Origin of the sequence: Acinetobacter sp. 1566109 (genome assembly GCF_000582255.1) — a bacterium.
Classification (GTDB): domain Bacteria; phylum Pseudomonadota; class Gammaproteobacteria; order Pseudomonadales; family Moraxellaceae; genus Acinetobacter; species Acinetobacter nosocomialis.
The window spans coordinates 17,529-36,561 of record NZ_JEYB01000002.1; the positions used below are offsets into that span (position 1 = coordinate 17,529).

At 39.7% G+C, this 19,033-nt stretch carries 17 protein-coding genes; 4 read left to right on the forward strand and 13 right to left on the reverse strand.

The genetic code is table 11. From position 1 onward, the window contains the following. Window position 1: 1 nt before the first annotated feature. Genes J582_RS06360 through J582_RS06380 form a run of 5 tightly spaced genes read right to left on the reverse strand, consistent with a single transcriptional unit; the run spans window position 2 to window position 5,112 of the window. Window positions 2-856: an ABC transporter permease gene (locus J582_RS06360; RefSeq protein ID WP_032047508.1), complete on the reverse strand. Its 855-nt coding sequence runs from the start codon at window positions 854-856 to the stop codon at window positions 2-4. 34 nt (window positions 857-890) lie between these two features. Continuing rightward, a complete protein-coding gene (locus J582_RS06365; RefSeq protein ID WP_032047509.1) occupies window positions 891-2,321 on the reverse strand; it encodes an ABC transporter substrate-binding protein in 1,431 nt (476 codons plus the stop codon). A gap of 19 nt (window positions 2,322-2,340) precedes the next feature. Further along, window positions 2,341-2,586: a 4Fe-4S dicluster domain-containing protein gene (locus J582_RS06370; protein ID WP_002054695.1), complete on the reverse strand. Its 246-nt coding sequence runs from the start codon at window positions 2,584-2,586 to the stop codon at window positions 2,341-2,343. Window positions 2,587-2,606: 20 nt separating this feature from the next. After that, entirely contained in the window at window positions 2,607-4,340 is a 1,734-nt protein-coding gene (locus J582_RS06375; protein ID WP_032047510.1) for a fumarate reductase/succinate dehydrogenase flavoprotein subunit, read from the reverse strand. Window positions 4,341-4,368: 28 nt separating this feature from the next. After that, window positions 4,369-5,112 carry a GntR family transcriptional regulator gene (locus J582_RS06380; RefSeq protein ID WP_032047511.1) on the reverse strand — a complete coding sequence of 248 codons (744 nt, stop codon included), beginning with the start codon at window positions 5,110-5,112 and terminating at the stop codon, window positions 4,369-4,371. 240 nt (window positions 5,113-5,352) lie between these two features. On the opposite strand from J582_RS06380, the gene chrA reads away from it, so the two are divergent. Then, window positions 5,353-6,702: a chromate efflux transporter gene (gene chrA, locus J582_RS06385; protein ID WP_032047512.1), complete on the forward strand. Its 1,350-nt coding sequence runs from the start codon at window positions 5,353-5,355 to the stop codon at window positions 6,700-6,702. 18 nt (window positions 6,703-6,720) lie between these two features. On the opposite strand, the gene J582_RS06390 is transcribed toward chrA, so the two are convergent. Next, on the reverse strand, window positions 6,721-7,575 hold the full coding sequence (locus tag J582_RS06390) for a helix-turn-helix domain-containing protein (protein WP_032047513.1): 855 nt from the start codon (window positions 7,573-7,575) through the stop codon (window positions 6,721-6,723). A gap of 166 nt (window positions 7,576-7,741) precedes the next feature. Here J582_RS06390 and J582_RS06395 point away from each other — a divergent pair, with 166 nt between their 5' ends. Then, window positions 7,742-8,659 carry a DMT family transporter gene (locus J582_RS06395; RefSeq protein WP_002050038.1) on the forward strand — a complete coding sequence of 306 codons (918 nt, stop codon included), beginning with the start codon at window positions 7,742-7,744 and terminating at the stop codon, window positions 8,657-8,659. A gap of 30 nt (window positions 8,660-8,689) precedes the next feature. Here J582_RS06395 and J582_RS06400 read toward each other — a convergent pair whose 3' ends face one another. From J582_RS06400 to J582_RS06415, 4 genes are all read right to left on the reverse strand, one after another. Next, the gene (locus tag J582_RS06400; RefSeq protein WP_032047514.1) at window positions 8,690-9,694 is read right to left on the reverse strand and encodes a homoserine dehydrogenase; all 1,005 of its coding nucleotides are present in this window, start codon (window positions 9,692-9,694) and stop codon (window positions 8,690-8,692) included. Window positions 9,695-9,803: 109 nt separating this feature from the next. Next, window positions 9,804-10,595 (reverse strand): sulfite exporter TauE/SafE family protein, encoded by a 792-nt coding sequence (locus tag J582_RS06405; RefSeq protein WP_032047515.1) that lies wholly within the window; start codon window positions 10,593-10,595, stop codon window positions 9,804-9,806. Window positions 10,596-10,866: 271 nt separating this feature from the next. Continuing rightward, a complete protein-coding gene (locus J582_RS06410; RefSeq protein WP_032047516.1) occupies window positions 10,867-12,522 on the reverse strand; it encodes a bifunctional protein tyrosine phosphatase family protein/NAD(P)/FAD-dependent oxidoreductase in 1,656 nt (551 codons plus the stop codon). Window positions 12,523-12,534: 12 nt separating this feature from the next. Continuing rightward, on the reverse strand, window positions 12,535-13,230 hold the full coding sequence (locus J582_RS06415) for an MBL fold metallo-hydrolase (RefSeq protein WP_032047517.1): 696 nt from the start codon (window positions 13,228-13,230) through the stop codon (window positions 12,535-12,537). 191 nt (window positions 13,231-13,421) lie between these two features. On the opposite strand from J582_RS06415, the gene J582_RS06420 reads away from it, so the two are divergent. Next, a complete protein-coding gene (locus J582_RS06420; protein ID WP_032047518.1) occupies window positions 13,422-14,693 on the forward strand; it encodes a sigma-54 interaction domain-containing protein in 1,272 nt (423 codons plus the stop codon). 69 nt (window positions 14,694-14,762) lie between these two features. Continuing rightward, window positions 14,763-15,674, forward strand: coding sequence for a bestrophin family protein (locus J582_RS06425; protein WP_032047519.1), 912 nt, complete (start codon window positions 14,763-14,765; stop codon window positions 15,672-15,674). Window positions 15,675-15,721: 47 nt separating this feature from the next. Here the strand turns inward: J582_RS06425 and J582_RS06430 are convergent, their stop codons facing one another. Genes J582_RS06430 through lpdA form a run of 3 tightly spaced genes read right to left on the reverse strand, consistent with a single transcriptional unit; the run spans window position 15,722 to window position 19,025 of the window. Next, window positions 15,722-16,780: a 2,3-butanediol dehydrogenase gene (locus J582_RS06430; protein ID WP_032047520.1), complete on the reverse strand. Its 1,059-nt coding sequence runs from the start codon at window positions 16,778-16,780 to the stop codon at window positions 15,722-15,724. Between the two features lie 29 nt (window positions 16,781-16,809). Further along, a complete protein-coding gene (locus tag J582_RS06435; protein ID WP_032047521.1) occupies window positions 16,810-17,595 on the reverse strand; it encodes an acetoin reductase in 786 nt (261 codons plus the stop codon). 26 nt (window positions 17,596-17,621) lie between these two features. Further along, entirely contained in the window at window positions 17,622-19,025 is a 1,404-nt protein-coding gene (gene lpdA / locus J582_RS06440; protein WP_032047522.1) for a dihydrolipoyl dehydrogenase, read from the reverse strand. Window positions 19,026-19,033 lie beyond the last annotated feature (8 nt).

Genomic DNA, 19,033 nt, shown 5'->3' on the forward strand with positions numbered 1-19,033 from the left:
TTTAAGACTTCCTCAGTTGATACCATGGAGTAAATCGGTTTCCAATCACACGCACCAATGTACTGCTAAACATACCTAACGCTCCGATCAGCACCATGCCAACCACGATATTGCTATAGTTTTGCAAGGTGAAAGATTCCCATGTGAAATATCCAATTCCATGTTGCCCAGAAATCATTTCGGCAGTCACTAAACAGAACCAACAAGTACCCATTCCAATAGATAAACCCGTAATAATGTTCGGTAATGCACCTGGAATAATGACTTCATGAATGATGGCAAGATCAGAAGCGCCTAGACTTTTTGCAGATGCAACGAGTCTTGGGTCAACTGCACCAACACCATGTACGGTGTTTAATAAAATTGGAAATAAAGCCCCAATAAACGTAATAAAAATCATGGAAGCTTCTGATGAGGGAAAAATCAGAATTGCTAAAGGAATCCATGCAACTGCTGGTATTGGACGTAATACTTCTAATGGTGGCATTATAAAGGCAGCCAGTTTTTGGTAACGTCCTGCCAACAAACCAATACCTACACCAATTAGAGCCGCAAGCACAAAACCAATCACTACACGAAACACACTAGATTCAACATGTTCAAATGCAGCGCTGAGTTGAAAAAAAGCCCATAGCGCATGAATGACATCTAAAGGTGTCGGGACATTGCTAAAGTTCACGAAGCCTAAATTTATTTTAAACTGAGCAAGTCCTTGCCAAATTGCTATCCAAAAAGCTATAGATGTGAAAGCAATGACATAGCTTTTTAAATGCGCCGGATATGATCTCAACTGCCGAAAAAATTTAGTCAAAAATGTAATTTGGTTATTAGGTTTTGTCTGGGCTAAACTACTCATTTGTTACCTCCTGCTCATTAGGTAAGACAACACATCAGCTCTGTGTTACAAGCTGAATAGCTTTAAAGTCATATACTTTTCCACCCTGTTGTTTAGCCCATTTTTCAGCATCATCTTTTAATAAAAAGGCTTGAATTTGTCCTGCTTTGTCTGTGGCATACCATGCCAAATTGGCAAGTAACTTAATGTCGGACTGATGATCTTGGCTATAAACCACACGTACCGTTTTTCCATTGGCTTGTATTTTCTTTAAATCAGAAAAAGCATGCTCAGGCGTTTCATAGCTACGAACTTTTTCTTCACCCTTTACCCAAATTTGAGTCACCCGATCAAATGTCTTGATGGGTTGGCCCGTTAATGCGTCATTGGCAACCAAAGGTGATTTTGCATAGTCGGCCAGTTGCTGGCTGTAATTAAGTCCAGATGCCTGAAATGCATCCTTAATGTATTGATCATCAATAAATTTATTTACATCAAGCGTACCGTCATTTTTGCCTAGAACTTTTAAGGTGTCTATCGCAATTTGAGTCGCTTTTCGATATTCAGGTTTCCACGTTAAGTCACGAGTTTGCAGCCCTAATGGACCATGAAATAGATAAACAACTTCGGCAGGAATACCGGTTTTTTCAGCAATAAATTCACTATATTTTTCAGGTTGTTCTCGAATCAGTCGATTCGCTTCAATAGTTGCCTGTAAATAAGCTTTTATGACTTCTGGATGCTGCTGTGCATAATCCTTGCTGGCAAGTGAACCATGAAATGTAGGTGATTTTGCTTGAGAACCATCATAGATTTTTTTGGCAAAGCCTTGGTAAGCAAATAACTCTCCAAATGGTACGAAGTCAGCATGCGCAGCAATCTTATGACTTTTTAATGCAGGCCCCGCCAATTCCGGAGCCTGAGCAATCACTTTAATATCTTTATCAAGTTGCCAGCCTTCTGCCTGAATGGCTCGTAGCAACAGTCCGTGAGCAGTTGAGGCAAAAGGTACAGAAATTGTTTGCCCCTTTAGCTCTTTAAGTGAAGTGACTTTTGAATCAATTGGAACAACAATCGCATTACCACTGCCATTAATACTGCCTGACAAAGGCGCTAAAAATATGCTTTCTTTGCCAGCTTTTTTAAATGCCGCTAAATTATTCACAGCAGGAAAGTCAGCCATTGCTCCCAAATCTAGACGCCCCGCTACCATTTCACTGGTAAGTGGTGCACCAGAGGTAAAGTTTTTCCATTGAATGTCATATTTAATATTCTTGTATTCACCATCTTTGGGTAAATATTTTGGTAATAAATTCAATTCACGAATCAGCAACCCACCTGTTGCACAGTTAATGGTCGTGTCTTGTGTACCAATGGCGACACGAACAGTTTCTGTTTTACTGCCGCACCCCAAAGTGCCGAGTACCATGGCACCAATTAAGCTACTGAGTAATAGTTTTTTATTGAGCAATTTATTTTGTCTCATGTTACGTATTCCAAATTAATTATTTGAGTAGGTATGGGATATTTACTTTGACTGCGTCTGTTGGGCAGTCCTTTTCACAAGGCATGCAATACCAACATTCATCAAATTGCATATAAGCTTTTTGGGTTGTTGAGTCGATTGCTAATAAGTCCATTGGACAAACATCTACACAGACAGTGCATCCTTTATCAGCAATACATTTATCTTCATCGATAATGACGGGTGCGACTGTACGATGCTGTACTTCTTTAAAAATAAAAGCCATGATTTGAGTTCCTGATTTATTTAGTCTGCTAGAGCAACATCTTTTTGAATGCGTAAACGGTCATACGACACAGCTTCATCTTGATTAATCGGAACCACATAAGGCTCGATTGGCTTTTTGAAACTAACCATGTTGCCGTGTTCATCTTTTTTCAAATGCGCGTGACAGAACCAATCCGAGTTATTCTTTTGAGGGAAATCTGCTCTATAGTGGTACAGTCCCCAACGGCTTTCTTCTCTAAACAGTGAAGCTCTTGCTGCCATTTCCGCGCAATCTCGAATAAAAGAAACTTCAGCAGCACGCATCAGCTCATGGGGATTTCTTGCAGAAATTTGCTTAATATCTTGTTTAATTTCTTCAAAACGCTTGAGCCCAATTTCCATTTTTTGGCGAGTTTTAGGGGGCTGCAAATAGTCATTTACAAAACGGCGCAGCTTATATTCCACTTGTTCTGGAGGTAAACCTTCTGAGCAATCTAGTGGCGCAAATATTCGAGCTTTTTCTGCTTCTATTTCGCTTTGGTTTAATTCGCTATCTTGAACTGCACTCACATATTGTGCGGCATTTACACCTGCAAACCATCCGTAGGTAAATGCACCAAGCATATAGTTATGAGGTACAGCCGCCATATCACCAGCACTGTATAATCCCTTAACTGAAGTCTCAGCTTTTTCATTGACCCATACACCAGAAGCGCTGTGTCCACTACAGAAACCAATTTCTGAAATATGCATTTCCACCATATCTTGACGATAGTTGGTTCCTCGGCCCTCATGAAAACGTCCACGGCTTGGGCGCTCATTGGTATGTAGAATCTCTTCAATGGTTTGAATGGTTTCTTCAGCCAAATGATCTACTTTTAAATAAACAGGACCATTACCACTTTCCAGTTCTTGGTAAAACTCCCACATCATTTGACCACTCCAGTAGTCACATTCAATGAAACGTTCACCTTTACTGTTGGCGGTATAACCTCCTAAAGGTCCGGTCACATAGGCACAAGCAGGACCGTTATAGTCTTTAATCAATGGATTAATCTGGAAGCATTCTAAGTTGGCAAGTTCAGCACCTGCATGATAGGCCATTGCATAACCATCACCTGCATTGGTTGGGTTTTCATAAGTACCCATTAAGTAGCCAGAAGCTGGCAAACCTAAACGCCCTGCGGCGCCACAACATAAAATGGCAGCTTTGGTTTTAATGACATAAAAATCGCCACTACGACAGTCAAAACCAAGTACACCATTGATTGCACCTTCTTCATTTTTTAAAAGCTTCGTGGTGACAATCCGATTATTAATTTTGACTTGAGCACGCTTTAACTGACGATATAAAACTTTTTTAACGTCATGGCCTTCGGGCATTGGTAAAACATATGCCCCCATATGATGTACTTTTTTTACAGCAAACTCGCCTGTCTCATCTTTTTCAAACTTAATACCCCATTGATCGAGCTGTTGAATGGTTTTGAAACTATGCTTTGCATATGCATATACAGTGGTTTGGTTAACGACCCCATCATTGGCAATGGTAATTTCTTTGGTGTACTGCTCAGGTGTTGCATATCCCGGAATGACAGCATTATTCAGCCCATCCATTCCCATTGAAATTGCCCCACTACGTTTTACATTCGCTTTTTCAATGAGCAAAACTTTTAAATTGGGATTTTCTTGTTTTGCTTTAATCGCAGCCATTGGTCCAGCAGTTCCACCACCAATCACCACAATATCGAACTCAAGATATTTAGTTTCCATTGTAAAATCCTTATTTTTATTTGAGTTATTAACGATGAATACGTAACCGGTACTGGAAGGTATCGCCCGAGAAATAGAGATATTCATAGTCAATCGGTTGGCCATTTGCGTCATGAGTCAAGCGTTCGACCCGTAATACAGGAGTTCCGATTTCAACTTGCAGCAAAGCAGCTAATTCTTCATCCGCTACCGTGGCATCAATACTTAAATCCGCATGTCCCAAAGGGGTGTCACACTCTTGTTCTAATGCCTTGAAAATATCGGTTGTACGTAAATCAATCGCTTTTTCTTTAAGCTTCAAACCAATATGTTCTGGCAAATAAGTCAACTCATAAGATACTGGTTGACGGTTGAGCAAACGAACACGTTGAATTTCATACACATTGGCTTTAACAGGTAACTTTAATTTCGGTACTACATGCATCGGGACCTGCCTAAGCTCGGCCGAGATGACACGGTTTAAAATTTCGTGACCGGCAGATGACATTGCTTCTGCAAAACCTTGCAAACTTGAAATGTTCTGGAACGTTTTTGGCTTGCTTACAAAGGTCCCTTTACCTGGCACCTTAAAAATATAGCCTTCCAACTGTAATTGGTTGAGTGCTTGGCGAACTGTAATTCGGCTTACACTGAACTGTTCAGCAAACTCGTTTTCAGATGGAATTTGACTCAACACGGCATATTCACCATTTACAATTTTGTTAAGGATGAGTTCCCTTAACTGATCGTAAAGAGGCTTATGATTTTTAGGATCTTGGGGTAGCTGGCTCACGGCTCACAACCTGTTATAACAACTTGAGCAAATAATGTTTAAAATGTTTCAGCTTTGGAAATAATTTAAAGCGATAACTTTAGTTAAAAAAATAATTTCAATGAATATCAATAAATTAATTAATAGGTATCTATAAAAGTTAAATGGTTATCATAAAAAATACATTTGTGTTTGTTATGCTATAAAACATACTCCGTTGTGCCATAAACGTAAAAATTACTATTATTTTTAGGGGATAATATGCAACAAAAACAATTAAATACCCCTGATGATTCAGTGGAACAAGTCACCTTCTGGCAAGCTTTCTTATTTTGGCTCAAGCTTGGTTTTATTAGCTTTGGTGGGCCTGCTGGACAAATCGCTGTGATGCATCAGGAATTGGTTGAACAAAAGCGCTGGATATCTGAAAAAAGATTTTTACATGCACTGAACTACTGCATGTTGCTACCAGGACCTGAAGCGCAACAGTTAGCAACCTACATTGGTTGGCTTATGCACAGAACTGCGGGAGGATTAGTTGCCGGTATTTTATTTGTATTGCCTTCTTTATTTATTTTAATTGGGTTGTCTTGGATTTATATAAAATTTGGAGACGTTCCGGTTATTGCAGGTATTTTCTACGGGATAAAACCTGCCGTCACCGCAATTGTTTTCCATGCAACTTACCGTATAGGTAGCCGTTCGCTTAAAAATAGATTTTTATGGTTCGTCGCAATTGCTGCTTTTTTTGCAATCTTTGTCTTAAAACTTCCTTTCCCGCTTATTGTTTTATCAGCAGGCATTGCAGGTTATTTAGTTAGTAAAAAGTACCCTGAGCTACTTTCCTCAGCAGCTGGTCATAAAGCCAGTCAAAAAGATTATGGTCCAGCATTTATTGATGATGAGACTCCAACACCAGAACACGCTAAATTTCACTGGTCACGGTTAGCCAGACTTATTTTTGTGGCCATTGCATTATGGTTATTACCCATTTTAGCTTTAGGCGTATATTTCGGATGGCATCACTCTTATACCCAAATGGCATGGTTCTTCACTAAAGCTGCGCTGCTTACGTTTGGGGGCGCTTACGCAGTTTTACCTTATGTCTATCAAGGAGCTGTCAATCATTTTGCATGGCTTTCACCTACACAAATGATTGATGGTTTAGCTTTGGGTGAAACTACCCCCGGTCCACTGATTATGGTCGTTGCCTTTGTGGGTTTTTTAGGAGGAGTCAATCATTCATTACTTGGCTCTGAGCATCTATTTTTTGCTGGAGCACTTGGTGCAGTCATTGTGACTTGGTTTACCTTTCTCTTTTCTTTTGTATTTATTTTTGCGGGTGCGCCCATTATTGAATCTACACATAATGAAATTAAATTTACTGCGCCACTCACTGCAATTACCGCGGCTGTGGTCGGTGTAATTTTAAATCTCGCACTATTTTTTAGTTATCACGTGTTATGGCCAAAAGGCTTTTCAGGGCATTTTGATATTGTTGCAGCCCTCATTACTCTTGCTGCATTTATTGCTTTATTCCGATTTAACATTAATGTGCTGTATGTCATTTTTGCTTCGGCACTGATTGGTTTAGGGGTTTATCTTTTATAGAAATTAGTCATGAGTTCTTTAACGTAATTGCGAAGGACTCATGCCATAAAACTGTTTAAAGCGATAACTTAAATGACTTGCTGAACTAAAACCACATACTAGGGCAATGTCTTGTAAAGAAAGCTGAGATGACTGAATGAGTCCTTTTGCCTTAGTTAAACGTCTTTGCATGACATATTGGTGAGGCGCCATATTCATGGACTGTTTAAACATATGAGCAAAATGGTATTCGCTTAAATTCACAACATTTGCCAAATCAGACAAAGTGAGAGCCTGATCTAGATGATCTTCAATCCATTCCTGAATATATTTGAGCTTATGTGGTGCCAACCCACCTTTAATAATAGGCTGTTGCCATTTAACACTGCTGTATCTTCTAATTAAATGATTTAGCAATAAACTTGCTGTTGTACTCATTTGCAAATGATTTGAAGAATCTTGCCAATCGCAATCTAGCAAGAAGAACTGATAAAGTGCTCGAATCCGTTCATCGTCATTAAAGACAACTTCGTTTAACTCAATTTGATTAGGTTCTTTGTCCCATATTTTTTCGGCAACATCACGTAAATGTTGGTCTGTATAATACAAGTGAACAAATTTAAGCCCACCTCGTATATCCCAAGTCGACTCTTGATGCTCAGGTAACAAACAAAAACGCCCTGGCCCGCCACCATTTTTCCAGCCTGCAGGTGTTTTTTGATAACTTTCATAACCATCTTGGATATAGAGACTCAAAGTATGGTGGTCGCTACAGACACTTACACGATCTTGCTGATTAGACCAAAATGCAAGTTGCATATTTTCATCAAGCACCACAGTTTCGTGAAGCTTGGCTTTAGATTGCTGTAGCTGTTCTAAAGTTTGATAGGCCATGCAAAATTAAAACAAATATCATTGAGCTTAAGTTAACCATATTCAGTAAAATTCAGCTAGTTCAGACATATAAAAAACGCAAGATCTTGCATGTACTACACAAGAATATATACGTGAAAAATGAAGCATTCCTAGATACTTAAGCTTGGTAATCGAGGATGAAGTTATGAATATTTTACTCTATGTTGCGGTGGTGTTGATTTGGGGAACAACATGGATTGGAATTGCCGTTCAGAGCCATTATGCAACACCCGTTGTCGCAATTTTATGGCGTTTTGCCATTTCAGCCTTATTACTTTGGGTTGTTTTACTATTTTCAGGAAAATTACAGCGAATTGCTTTAAAAGATCATTTGTTCTGTATGCTGCAGGGTCTTTGTGTTTTTGGCCTAAACTTTATTTGTTTTTATACCGCTGTTAAATATGTAAATAGCGGTTTAGAGTCCGTCATTTTTTCAATGGCCGTTTTCTTTAATGCCATTAATGCACTTATCTTTTTTAAGCAGAAACCTTCTCCAAACTTTGCGCCGGCTGCACTTTTGGGCCTAAGTGGTATTGTTTTACTGTTTTGGCATGACCTGATTAATAGTCAGTTTAATGCACAGTTATTAATGGGTATTGGGCTATGTGCAATAGGCACTTACGGTTTTTCTTTAGGGAATATGATTAGTGTTAGACACCAAAAACGTGGCCTAAATATTTTTTCAACAAATTGTTATGCCATGACTTATGGGGCATTGGTGATGCTAAGTCTAGCTTTATTTACTGGACAAGATTTAATGCCGCCGATGAATTTCCCATTTTTAAGCTCGGTACTATACTTAGCTGTATTTGGCACAGTTATTGGGTTCTCTGCTTATTTTTCTTTAGTTGGACGAATTGGCGCAGCCAAAGCAGCCTATAGCACGTTGCTCTTTCCTTTAGTTGCTTTAACAGTTTCTACTTTCTTTGAAGGATATGAGTGGACTTTAAATGCTGTATTTGGAATTTTGCTAATCTTACTTGGTAATTACTTAATGTTTAGTAAGTTTGAAATTGGAAAGAAGTTATTTAACACTCAAAAAAATTGTGAGAAGCAGGCTTAAAGCCTGCTTTTTTATAAATCATAATTAATTTTAGTAGCCCGTTTTTAACATCAGCTCAAAATCTTTTAAAGCTGCGGCTGCTGTGGCTAAAGGCGCAGATGCCCCTCCACTGACCACAAATTCACCCATTTCTTGTGTTAACACCCGAATGCATTTTTGAGAACCTTGCAGATAAGCAAACGCATGATTTGCTGGGACTAACCTTAATTCAACACCTGTTTCAATTTGCTGATTTTTAACATGAATAAAACCGACCAGACGAGGAATTACATTTTCTTTTTTCCAGTCACGAATATGATCGGTAGTCACGTGACTGATTCCTTGTCTTGGAATATCTTGAATTTTTATATCAGCCCCCAAAACAGTGTTGCCTAATATGGTAATTTTAGCCGCGGTATCCCATCCATCTACATCGAATGAACTGTCAGGTTCCGCAATACCTTTTACTTGAGCTTTTTCAAGAGATTCTGCAAATGCGCATTCATGTTGCAACATATCATTTAAAATAAAATTCGTGGTGCCTGTAAACACACCTTCTATTTTTAAAATTTGACAGCCTGCTAAGTTATATTCAAACAAATCAACCGTCGGTAAAGCTGCTGCTGTCGCACCGCTAAAAAATAGTTTTTTATTGTGCTGATGTGCCAAGTTAATTAGTTTTTTACCTTCTACGACTAAAGCACCTTTAGATACCGCAATCGCATGCATGTTATGTGCTAAAGCATAATTTAAATAAAATAGGCCTTTCCCACCTGTCACATAATCACTTGGTCCAGTTTCAATAATGACATCTGCTTGAACCTGTTCTAAAAACTTTTGCTCTGTCAGGCCTTCCTGAAATTGTGTTTTATCTAGCCACTTTGGAGTCTGAAAACCCTCTTGATCAATTAAACCTGATGATGAGTTGCAGACACCCACTAAACGGGTATCAATTTGATATTTTTGTTTATAGTACGTCGATCGATTTAAAAGGAGCTCTGCAATTTGTTGTCCAATCCGTCCAAAACCACAAATTGCCACGTTAACTCGCTTCATATCGCTTTCTCAAAAATTTAAATGCTTTAAATGAAATTTCCAAAGATAATTTAAACATCTTATCTCTGGAAATTTAGTATTCATAAGGATAGTTAAAATACTATATATCTTAGATATTTGTTAGATTAACAATCTTAATAACCATATAAATTGCGACAGCGAAAACCATTAAAGCAAAGACTTTTTGTACAATGGCAGCAGGAATAAAACGAATAGCTCGGCGTCCTAATAACATACCAAATGCACATGCGAGTGCGAACGCACTAGTGATTGCTACTGGATAGTGAAAACCCTCTGCAATATGCATCATAATACTTATGCCACTGATGAGAAAAATAATCATAAGTGAGGTTGCAACAATGCTATGCATATCCAAATTAGTGACTTTTCTAAGCGCTGGCACAATTACAAAGCCGCCACCCACCCCTAACATACCAGTTAAAAGCCCAGCAATAATCCCGATGCTCGCAAGCACGCCACCAGTTTTAAAATTCCAGATAAAACGCCCTGTACTTGGGTTGACCTGACACGGCGGGTTATGAAAATCCGAAACTCGGTTACTAATGAGACGATAGCCCACTATAAACATGACCAAGCTAAACATTAACATGAGCCAAACAGGTGAAATCGCGTTGGCTATTAAAATGCCGATATGTGCCATAGGGGCACCAATTAAGGCAATCCAGATTGCAGCACGATAACGAACTATTTTTTTAAATAAACCTTCAATGGTTCCTATGAGAGTAGATAGCGCAACAGCCAATAACCCTATCGGTGCGGCTTGAGCCACGCTCCAGCCTTGACTGGTCATAAGTGCGGGTACGGCGAGAATGCCACCACCCGCACCAGTAAGACCAAGTAAAAAGCCAATCACAATGCCTTCAACGACAAGTAATAACATATTAAAAGCCTAAAATTGCATATACATTGTTTGCAGTAGACTGCTGGTTAATGAGTGAGTAGATCTCGTCTTCTTCCGAAGCTTTAACCGCTTCTCAGGGTAAAGCGTTGCTTTACTTATCCTCTTAACTCGAGCACAGCTTTCGTCTTCTTGCGAAGCTTTAGTCGCTTCTCAGGATAAAGCGTTGCTTTGTTTATCCTCTTCCACTCGAGCACAGCTATCATCTTCTTGCGAAGCTTCAACCGCTTCTCAGGATAAAGCGTTGCTTTACTTATCCTCGCTCAGGTTTGACCATCCACTCGCGGCCCTTGAGCATGCCTTGCCAGTAAATCGGCGGTAAAATCTGCTCTTTAAGCAGCCATGCCAAACGAGATGGTTTTTGCCCATCAATCAACCATTTTGGGAAACTAGGAAGCAATTTGCCGCCATAACCAAACTCAGCCAGAACGATTTTTCCACGCTCCACGGTGAGTGGACATGAGCCATAGCCGTTGTATTCACAGAAGTTCTGTTCCCCCTTGAGCTGCGCTATCACATTTACAGCAACGATTGGGGCTTGTGCTCGCGCCGCAGCAGCAGTTTTGGCATTAGGTGCATTCATCACATCACCTAAAGCAAAAATATTGGCATGCTGTGTGTGTTGTAAAGTTTGAGGATTCACACTCACCCAGCCTGCTTCATCAGTAAGAGTACTTGCACGAATAAAATCAGGTGCTTGTTGTGGTGGAACAACATGCAACATATCGAAATCAGTCTCGACTAATGCTGCATTTTCATCATTCACTACCTTAAACCATGCTTTTTTTGCAGGCCCGTCTACTTTGACAAGTTGATGGTTAAAGTGAAGTTCAGAGCCATATTTTTCGACGTATTGCATGAGTGCAGGTACATATTCCTTCACACCAAATAAAACACCGCCTGAGTTATAAAAATGGATAGATATATCTTTAAGTTTACCTTGCTTTAACCAGTAGTCGGCTGAAAGGTACATCGCTTTTTGAGGAGCACCCGCACACTTAATCGGCATAGGTGGTTGAGTGAAAATTGCCTTTCCACCGTTTAGCTGTTGCACAAGTTCCCATGTATACGGTGCTAAATCATAACGATAGTTAGACGTCACCCCATTTTTACCTAAGGTTTCGACTAAACCTTCAATGCCATGCCAATTGAGTTTTAAACCGGGACAAACCACCAAAGCTTTATATTGAATGGGTTGGCATCCTTCCAAAATGACTTGATTATGTTCAGGGTCAAATCCAGCAACGGCAGCTTTCATCCATTTCACTTTTGAAGGAATCACACTTGCCATTGAGCGTGCAGTTACTTGTGGCTTAAAAATACCGCCACCGACCATGGTCCAACCCGGTTGATAATAATGGGTGTCTGCCGGATCAATAATGACAATATCTAAATGAGGTTCGCGAGACAGTAAGCTCGATGCTACAGAAATTCCTGCTGCTCCAGCGCCCACAATCACAACGCTATAGCAAGGAATTGTCGCTGGTTCATGATCACGTTTTAAAATACGTGGCACTAAGCCTTTTAAGTTAAAACCAAGTTTGTTACCCGTTTCAACTAGCAGTGCTACATCTTGTGGAGCAACTTCAGCCAAAGCCCACAAACTGATTGCACGCATACCAGAGCGACAATATGCTAAAACGGGCTTTTGGGCATTCTGATAAAGCTGCTTAAACTCGGTAACTTGTTGATCGGTAATTTTGCCACTGGTAACAGGTTGATAAATTACCTTTAGACTATGTCGCTGAGCTGCTTCTTCAATTTCAATTACATTGGGTTGATCTGCACCTTCTCCATCTGGACGGTTACATATCAGAGTTTTTATTCCTTGGTCTGCAATTTTTGCAATATCGTCGACTGTAATCTGGCCAGCAACATAAAAATCTTGATTAACTCGTTTAAGTTCCATATTGCCACCTTCTTATGATTGTGAAATTGAGCCGCAAGCCTGATTGGCAGGAAGTGCTTTATCGATTTGTTTTGGATATGGAAGATTTAAATTATTCATTAATTTAATAAAATCTTCACGCGAGCGATTTTGACCTAGACGTGAGTTATTTAAGTGTTCATAACCAATCGTTGAAGATAGACGACCTTTGTAATCGTGTCCTGGATATACAATAGTCTCGTCAGGCAAGCTGAAAAGTTGTTTATGAATACTGTCATAAAGTGTGCCTGCATTACCTTGCTGGAAGTCAGTGCGACCACAGCCATCAATTAATAATGCATCACCAGTGAAAACCATATTTCCAACTAGGTAACTCGTACAAGCATTGGTATGACCTGGTGTATAACGCGCTTCAATACTGAGGTTGCCGACTTTAAGCATGCAGCCATCTGTAATTAAAATATCTCCGCAATTTACATCTGAGTTTCGGTGTAAAACCGATTTGCAATGAAAGCGTTCACGAAGTAAATTTGCGGCCGTAATATGATCTGCATGAACATGAGTATCTAAGGTGTAAATGAGCGTAAATTGATGCTGTTCTAATTCTTTTGTGTAAATCTCTATATCTGATGCAACTGGGTCAATTAAAACAGCCTCTCGTGTTTCTTCACATCCAAGCATATATGTATAAGTCGAACTTTCCTGCTCAAAAAACTGCTTAAAGAACATGATTTATACCCTAATAATTTATTTCTTTCCTATATTTTGCAAATAAGATGCCAATTATTTAAAATTAAATAATAAATATAAAAATTAAATACTTATAACATTTAATAAAATTAAAGATAAAAAAAGGAATCAACTTGATGTTCCTATGAAACTCAAGTATGTTTCAATGAAACGATTGTGAAACAAATAAAATGGCAAAGCTAAATTTTGAGTCAGAACAGGATTTTTATATTTTATTTGAGCAGCTTAAGGCCCTCTTCCCAAATGCGAGCCTGTTTCTAGCTGACACAACGACTCAAGCAATTCACTATAAATTTAATACAGACGATATTTCTGTAGAGAGTATGGCAGCGCTTACTCAAGACCATCACAATCAATATCTTGAGATCAATACTCCTAAAATGAGACAGCGATTTATCTATCAAGAACATGATATTTATATTGCCGAGCATCGCATTATCGGGAAGCTACATATTTTACAGCCTATTAGCATAGAAAATGATATTGCTAATCAAGTAGAGCTAACAGAACAGTTGCAAGACTTGGCCAAGGTTTTTAATAGCTGCTCACCAGAAATGACCCGTATGTTTTCAATTATTCAAAGAGTGGCAATTACTGAATTTCCAGTGCTTGTTCGCGGTGAATCTGGCAGTGGTAAAGAGCTTGTGGCAAAAGCAATTCATGATTATAGCCAACGTAAAAATAAGATTTTTGTAGCGATTAATTGTGCTGCTCTCAATGCCAATATTTTAGAAAGTGAACTATTTGGGCATGTAAAAGGTGCTTTTACGGGAGCAATTCGTGACCATAAAGGCGTGTTTGAACGTGCTGCTGGCGGAACGTTGTTTCTAGATGAAATTGCCGAGATTCCTTTAGAGCTTCAGGCTAAATTATTACGGGTTTTAGAAACAGGGGAATTTACTCCTGTCGGTGGTGAAAAACCGATTCAGGCCAATGTCCGAATTATTACCGCAACACACAAAGCTTTACGAGAAGAAGCTAAGGCTGGGCGTTTCCGCCATGATCTACTCTATCGCTTGCGTGTGATTCCAATTTTTATACCACCACTCAGAGAACGAAAAGTCGATATTCCACTGATTGTCGATCAAATTTTAAAAGAAAGCTCCACTCAACTCGACACGATGCCTCGCCATGTTAATCAAAAGGCCATGCAAGTTCTTTTAAATTATGACTGGCCCGGAAATGTTCGTGAGCTTAAAAACACCCTACTTTATGCGTTAACCATGGCAAATGGTAAGGATGAGATTGAAGTTGAGGACTTACCAAATGAGCTCTTAAATGCTGACGATTACGTTAAATTACCCGAGACAAATACAGAGCTTAGTCCGGAAAATGTGCAAGCAGCTTTAGAAAAATATAACCATAACCTGAATATGGTCGCGAATATTTTTGGAATTAGCCGCACTACTCTTTGGCGATACAGACAAAAGCACAAGCTTTAGCTAGGTATTTAGCTCATCTAAGGCGTATCATATTGCAGTTGGTTAGGTCCGTTAGTTCAAAGGCTTTCTATGATTGTTCGCGATAAAAGCAGCGTTTTTAAACTCTTATTTGCATGGAAAGGAACTGTTCTACCCAAGGTTTTACCAGCACTAAGTTTTGTTGTACTTATTTCAGCATGTGTGGTCTGGCTCTCTTATTATCATTGGATTCAAATTCCTACTGTACCCGCGATTGGATTTACTATCTTTGGCGTGATTCTTTCCATTTGTACGGGTTTTCGAAATAATGCCTGTTATGATCGATGGTGGGAAGGTCGCAAACTTTGGGGTGCTTTAATTGCCAATGCCAGGCATATTGTTAGAGACAGCCATGTTTTATCCAATGAACAACGTGAACATTTAATTCATCAGGTCTTAATTTTTAGCAATTTATTGCGTGATCGCTTACGCCAACAAACCGCTGAACCAACCAAATTTCTTGAACATGCCTATTTAAACAACTCCTCACTTGATTATTTAAATGAGCATATTAATGCACCACAATTTGTACTCGAAAATATTCAAAAAGATTTAGTCAAGGCTCTAAAAGACGGCGAAATTAGTGACATTATCTACGGCACTCTGACGCGTCATATTGTTGAGTTAGGCAATATTCAAGCGGGTTGTGACCGTATTGCCGGTACACCTTTACCCTACTCATATTCAGTACTTTTACATCGTGCTGTTTACTGTTTTTGTTTCATATTACCTTTTAGCCTTGAAGCAGCTTTAGGTATTTGGACACCGCTTATTGTGGGTTTAATTGCTTATATGTTTTTAGGGCTAGATGCTTTAAGTGCTCAAATTGAAGAACCTTTTGGTTTACAAGAAAATGATTTACCGCTCGATTCAATTGTTCGCTTAATTGAGCGAGAGTCTTTAAGCTCTTTAGGACAGCCATTACCTCCTATTATTGAAGCCAAAAACAATAATTTACTTTAATAAAAAAGAGCGATGATTCGCTCTTTTTTATAGGCTTAAGTACTTATTTATGGATGTACGATAATCTTAACGGCTGATTCATTGTTATGAATTAAGGTTTCAAAACCTTGTGAAATCAAATCATCAAGTTGAATACGCTGAGTAATAAAAGGTTCCAGATTTATTTTACCTTCTTCAACCAGTTTAATAGTCTCCTGATGGTCATTTACATAGGCAATCGTGCCTCTTACATCAAGCTCTTTCATTACCACACTATGCACATTAATTGATGCTGGATGGCTCCAAATCGAAACAATAACAATAACGCCTGTTGGTTTCATTGCCGCAACCAAAGTATCTAATACCTTGTTAACGCTACTACATTCAAACGCGACATCGACACCATCGCCATTAGTGATTTTCATGACTTCAGAAACAACATCAACTTCTGATGGGTCTAAAATATAATCTGCGACTCCCGACTCTTTGGCTTTTTCTTTACGTTTTGCACTTAGCTCAGTAATGATAACCTTAAGCCCTTTCGCTTTTAAAATTGCCGAAAGTAATAAACCAATTGGGCCAGCTCCGCCAACCAGTGCAATATCACCAGCCTTTGCACCACTACGTACGAAAGCATGATGACCAACCGATAACGGTTCAATTAAGGCTGCCTGATCCAGTGGAATTTTATTGGAAATTGGGTGTACCCAACGGCGTTTAACTGCAATTTTTTCCGACAAACCACCACCACGCCCACCTAAACCAATAAAATTCATATTTTTAGAAAGATGATAATTATCGCCTGGTCCAGTTGGTACATCATCAGCCACAATATAAGGCTCTACCACCACATGTTGACCAATTTCAATATCATCAACACCTTCACCTACGGCATAGACTACCCCAGAAAACTCATGTCCCATGGTAATCGGCGCAGATTCACCTGAAATAGGATGCGGATGTCCACAAGGTGGAATAAATATTGGCCCTTCCATAAACTCATGCAAATCTGTACCACAGATTCCACACCAAGCCACCTTGATACCTACAGTGCCGGGAGTGACGTCTGGTTCAGGGATATCTTCAATGCGAATATCGCCTCTGTCATAAAAACGCGCTGCTTTCATTATTATCTCCCTCAAATCAGGATGTTGTTTTAGCGATAGACAATTCCGCCGTCCGTTAAAATGGATTGACCCGTAATATAGTCCGAATCTTCACTTGCCAGAAAAGCAACTAATGCAGCTACATCGTCTGGTGTTTGGGCTCTACATAAAGCAATGCCTTCCACATATTTTTTATAAGTTTCACCAATTGCGGCACCGGTAATTTCAGCAAAACGCTTATCAATTTCAACCCACATGTCCGTTCCGACAATTCCAGGGCAATATCCATTTACCGTAATACCGTGACTGGCATATTCTTTTGCCGCGGCTTGGGTAAGTGCTCGTACCGCAAATTTAGTTGCCGAGTAAATACCGAGTAAAGCAAACCCGTCGTGGCCTGCAATTGAGCAAGCATTAATGATTTTACCTTTATGTTGCCGCTGCTTAAATTTTGCAGCAGCAGCCTGTATGCCCCACAGCACGCCGCCAACATTAATATCAACAATTTTTTGAAATTCGTCGGGTGTGATATCGGCAATCGCTTGAACTTGGGCAATTCCAGCGTTATTAATCATGACATCAAACCCACCAAGGGTCTGCTCAGCATGATTTATAGCTGCATACACTTGCTCGCGGTCACTTACATCAGCAATAAATGTGCTCACATTTACACCTAAGGCCTGAATTTCCTGCTGCACATCGTTTAGTCGATCTTGTTTCATATCCACTAATGCAATATGTACGCCTTCTTGCGCCAAGCGCAGGGCAATCCCACGGCCAATACCTTGAGCTGCCCCAGTCACTAAAACGACTTTATTTTTTAATCCCTTAACCATGTTCAACTCCTGTAAATGTAGAATTTCTACATATGAATCGCTCGTTGCATTGAAGCCAAAATGGATTCATGCATGGCTTCTGATAATGTTGGATGCGGGAAAATCACTTGAGCTAAACTTTCATCAGTTGCTTCTAGGTATTTGGCAATCGCAAAGCCTTGGATATGTTCAGTTACTTCATGACCGACCATATGTGCACCAAGTAATTCACCCGTCTCTGCATGTATCACCGTTTTAACGAAACCTGACGCATCTCCAATTGCCAAAGCTTTGCCATTTGCAGTTAAAGAAAACTTACCAATTCGTATAGGTAAATTCTGAGCTTTTGCTGCATTTTCTGTTAAACCAATACTCGCTACTTGTGGATGAGTAAAAATACAACCCGGAATCTGGCTACGATTGAGTGAATGGACGTTTGCTACACCAGCAATTTTCTCGACACATATCATGGCTTCATGGCTTGCTTTATGAGCGAGACACGGTGCACCAGCCACATCACCAATCGCATAAAGTCCTGCTACGTTGGTTTTACAATAGTCATCAATTGCCACAAAACCTTGTGGATTGAGTTCTACACCTAAACGTTCTAGTCCTAGCCCCGTGGTATTCGGCTGTACACCAATTGCCGAAAGTACACGGTCAAAAACAAGCGTTTGAACATCATTTGCCGTTTCAACCACACAGTGAACTTGACCATTTTCAATTTGAATACTTTGAACGACAGCATCGGTTAAGACTTTCATTCCTTTTTGTTCAAATTGTTTTCTGACAAATTGGGCAATTTCTGCATCTTCGGTCGGTAAAATTTGTTTAGCCAAATCAATTAATGTCACCTGACATCCCAAATCTTGATAAAGGCTAGCAAACTCACTACCAATCGCACCTGAGCCAACAACCAATAAGCTTTTTGGTAACTGTTCTGGAACAAGCGCTTCTTTATAGCTCCAGACATACGTTCCATCGACAGGAAGTTGAGGAACATGTCGAGCTTTAGCTCCAGTTGCCAAAATAATATGCGGTGCACTCAAAGCCTGACTGCTACCTTGAGCATCTGTCACTTCAAGTTTTTCTTTTGCCATAAGCTGAGCACGACCATTAAAAACCGTCACCTGATTCTTTTTAAGCAAGTAATCGATGCCTTGTACCAATTGAGCTGACACTTGTCGGCTATGTTGCACAAGCTTTTGAATATCAAAATCGAGTTGGGATACCTGAAAACCAAACTGTCCGGCATGTTTAAACTGGGTTGCGAGCTCTGCCCCTGCAAGCAAAGCTTTGGTTGGAATACAGCCCCAATTTAGACAAATTCCGCCTAAATGTTGCTCTTCTACAATTGCGGTTTTTAACCCGAGCTGGGCTGCACGTATTGCAGCCACATACCCACCCGGTCCCGCGCCAATCACAATTAAATCAAATTGAGCTTCTGACATGGGGGTTC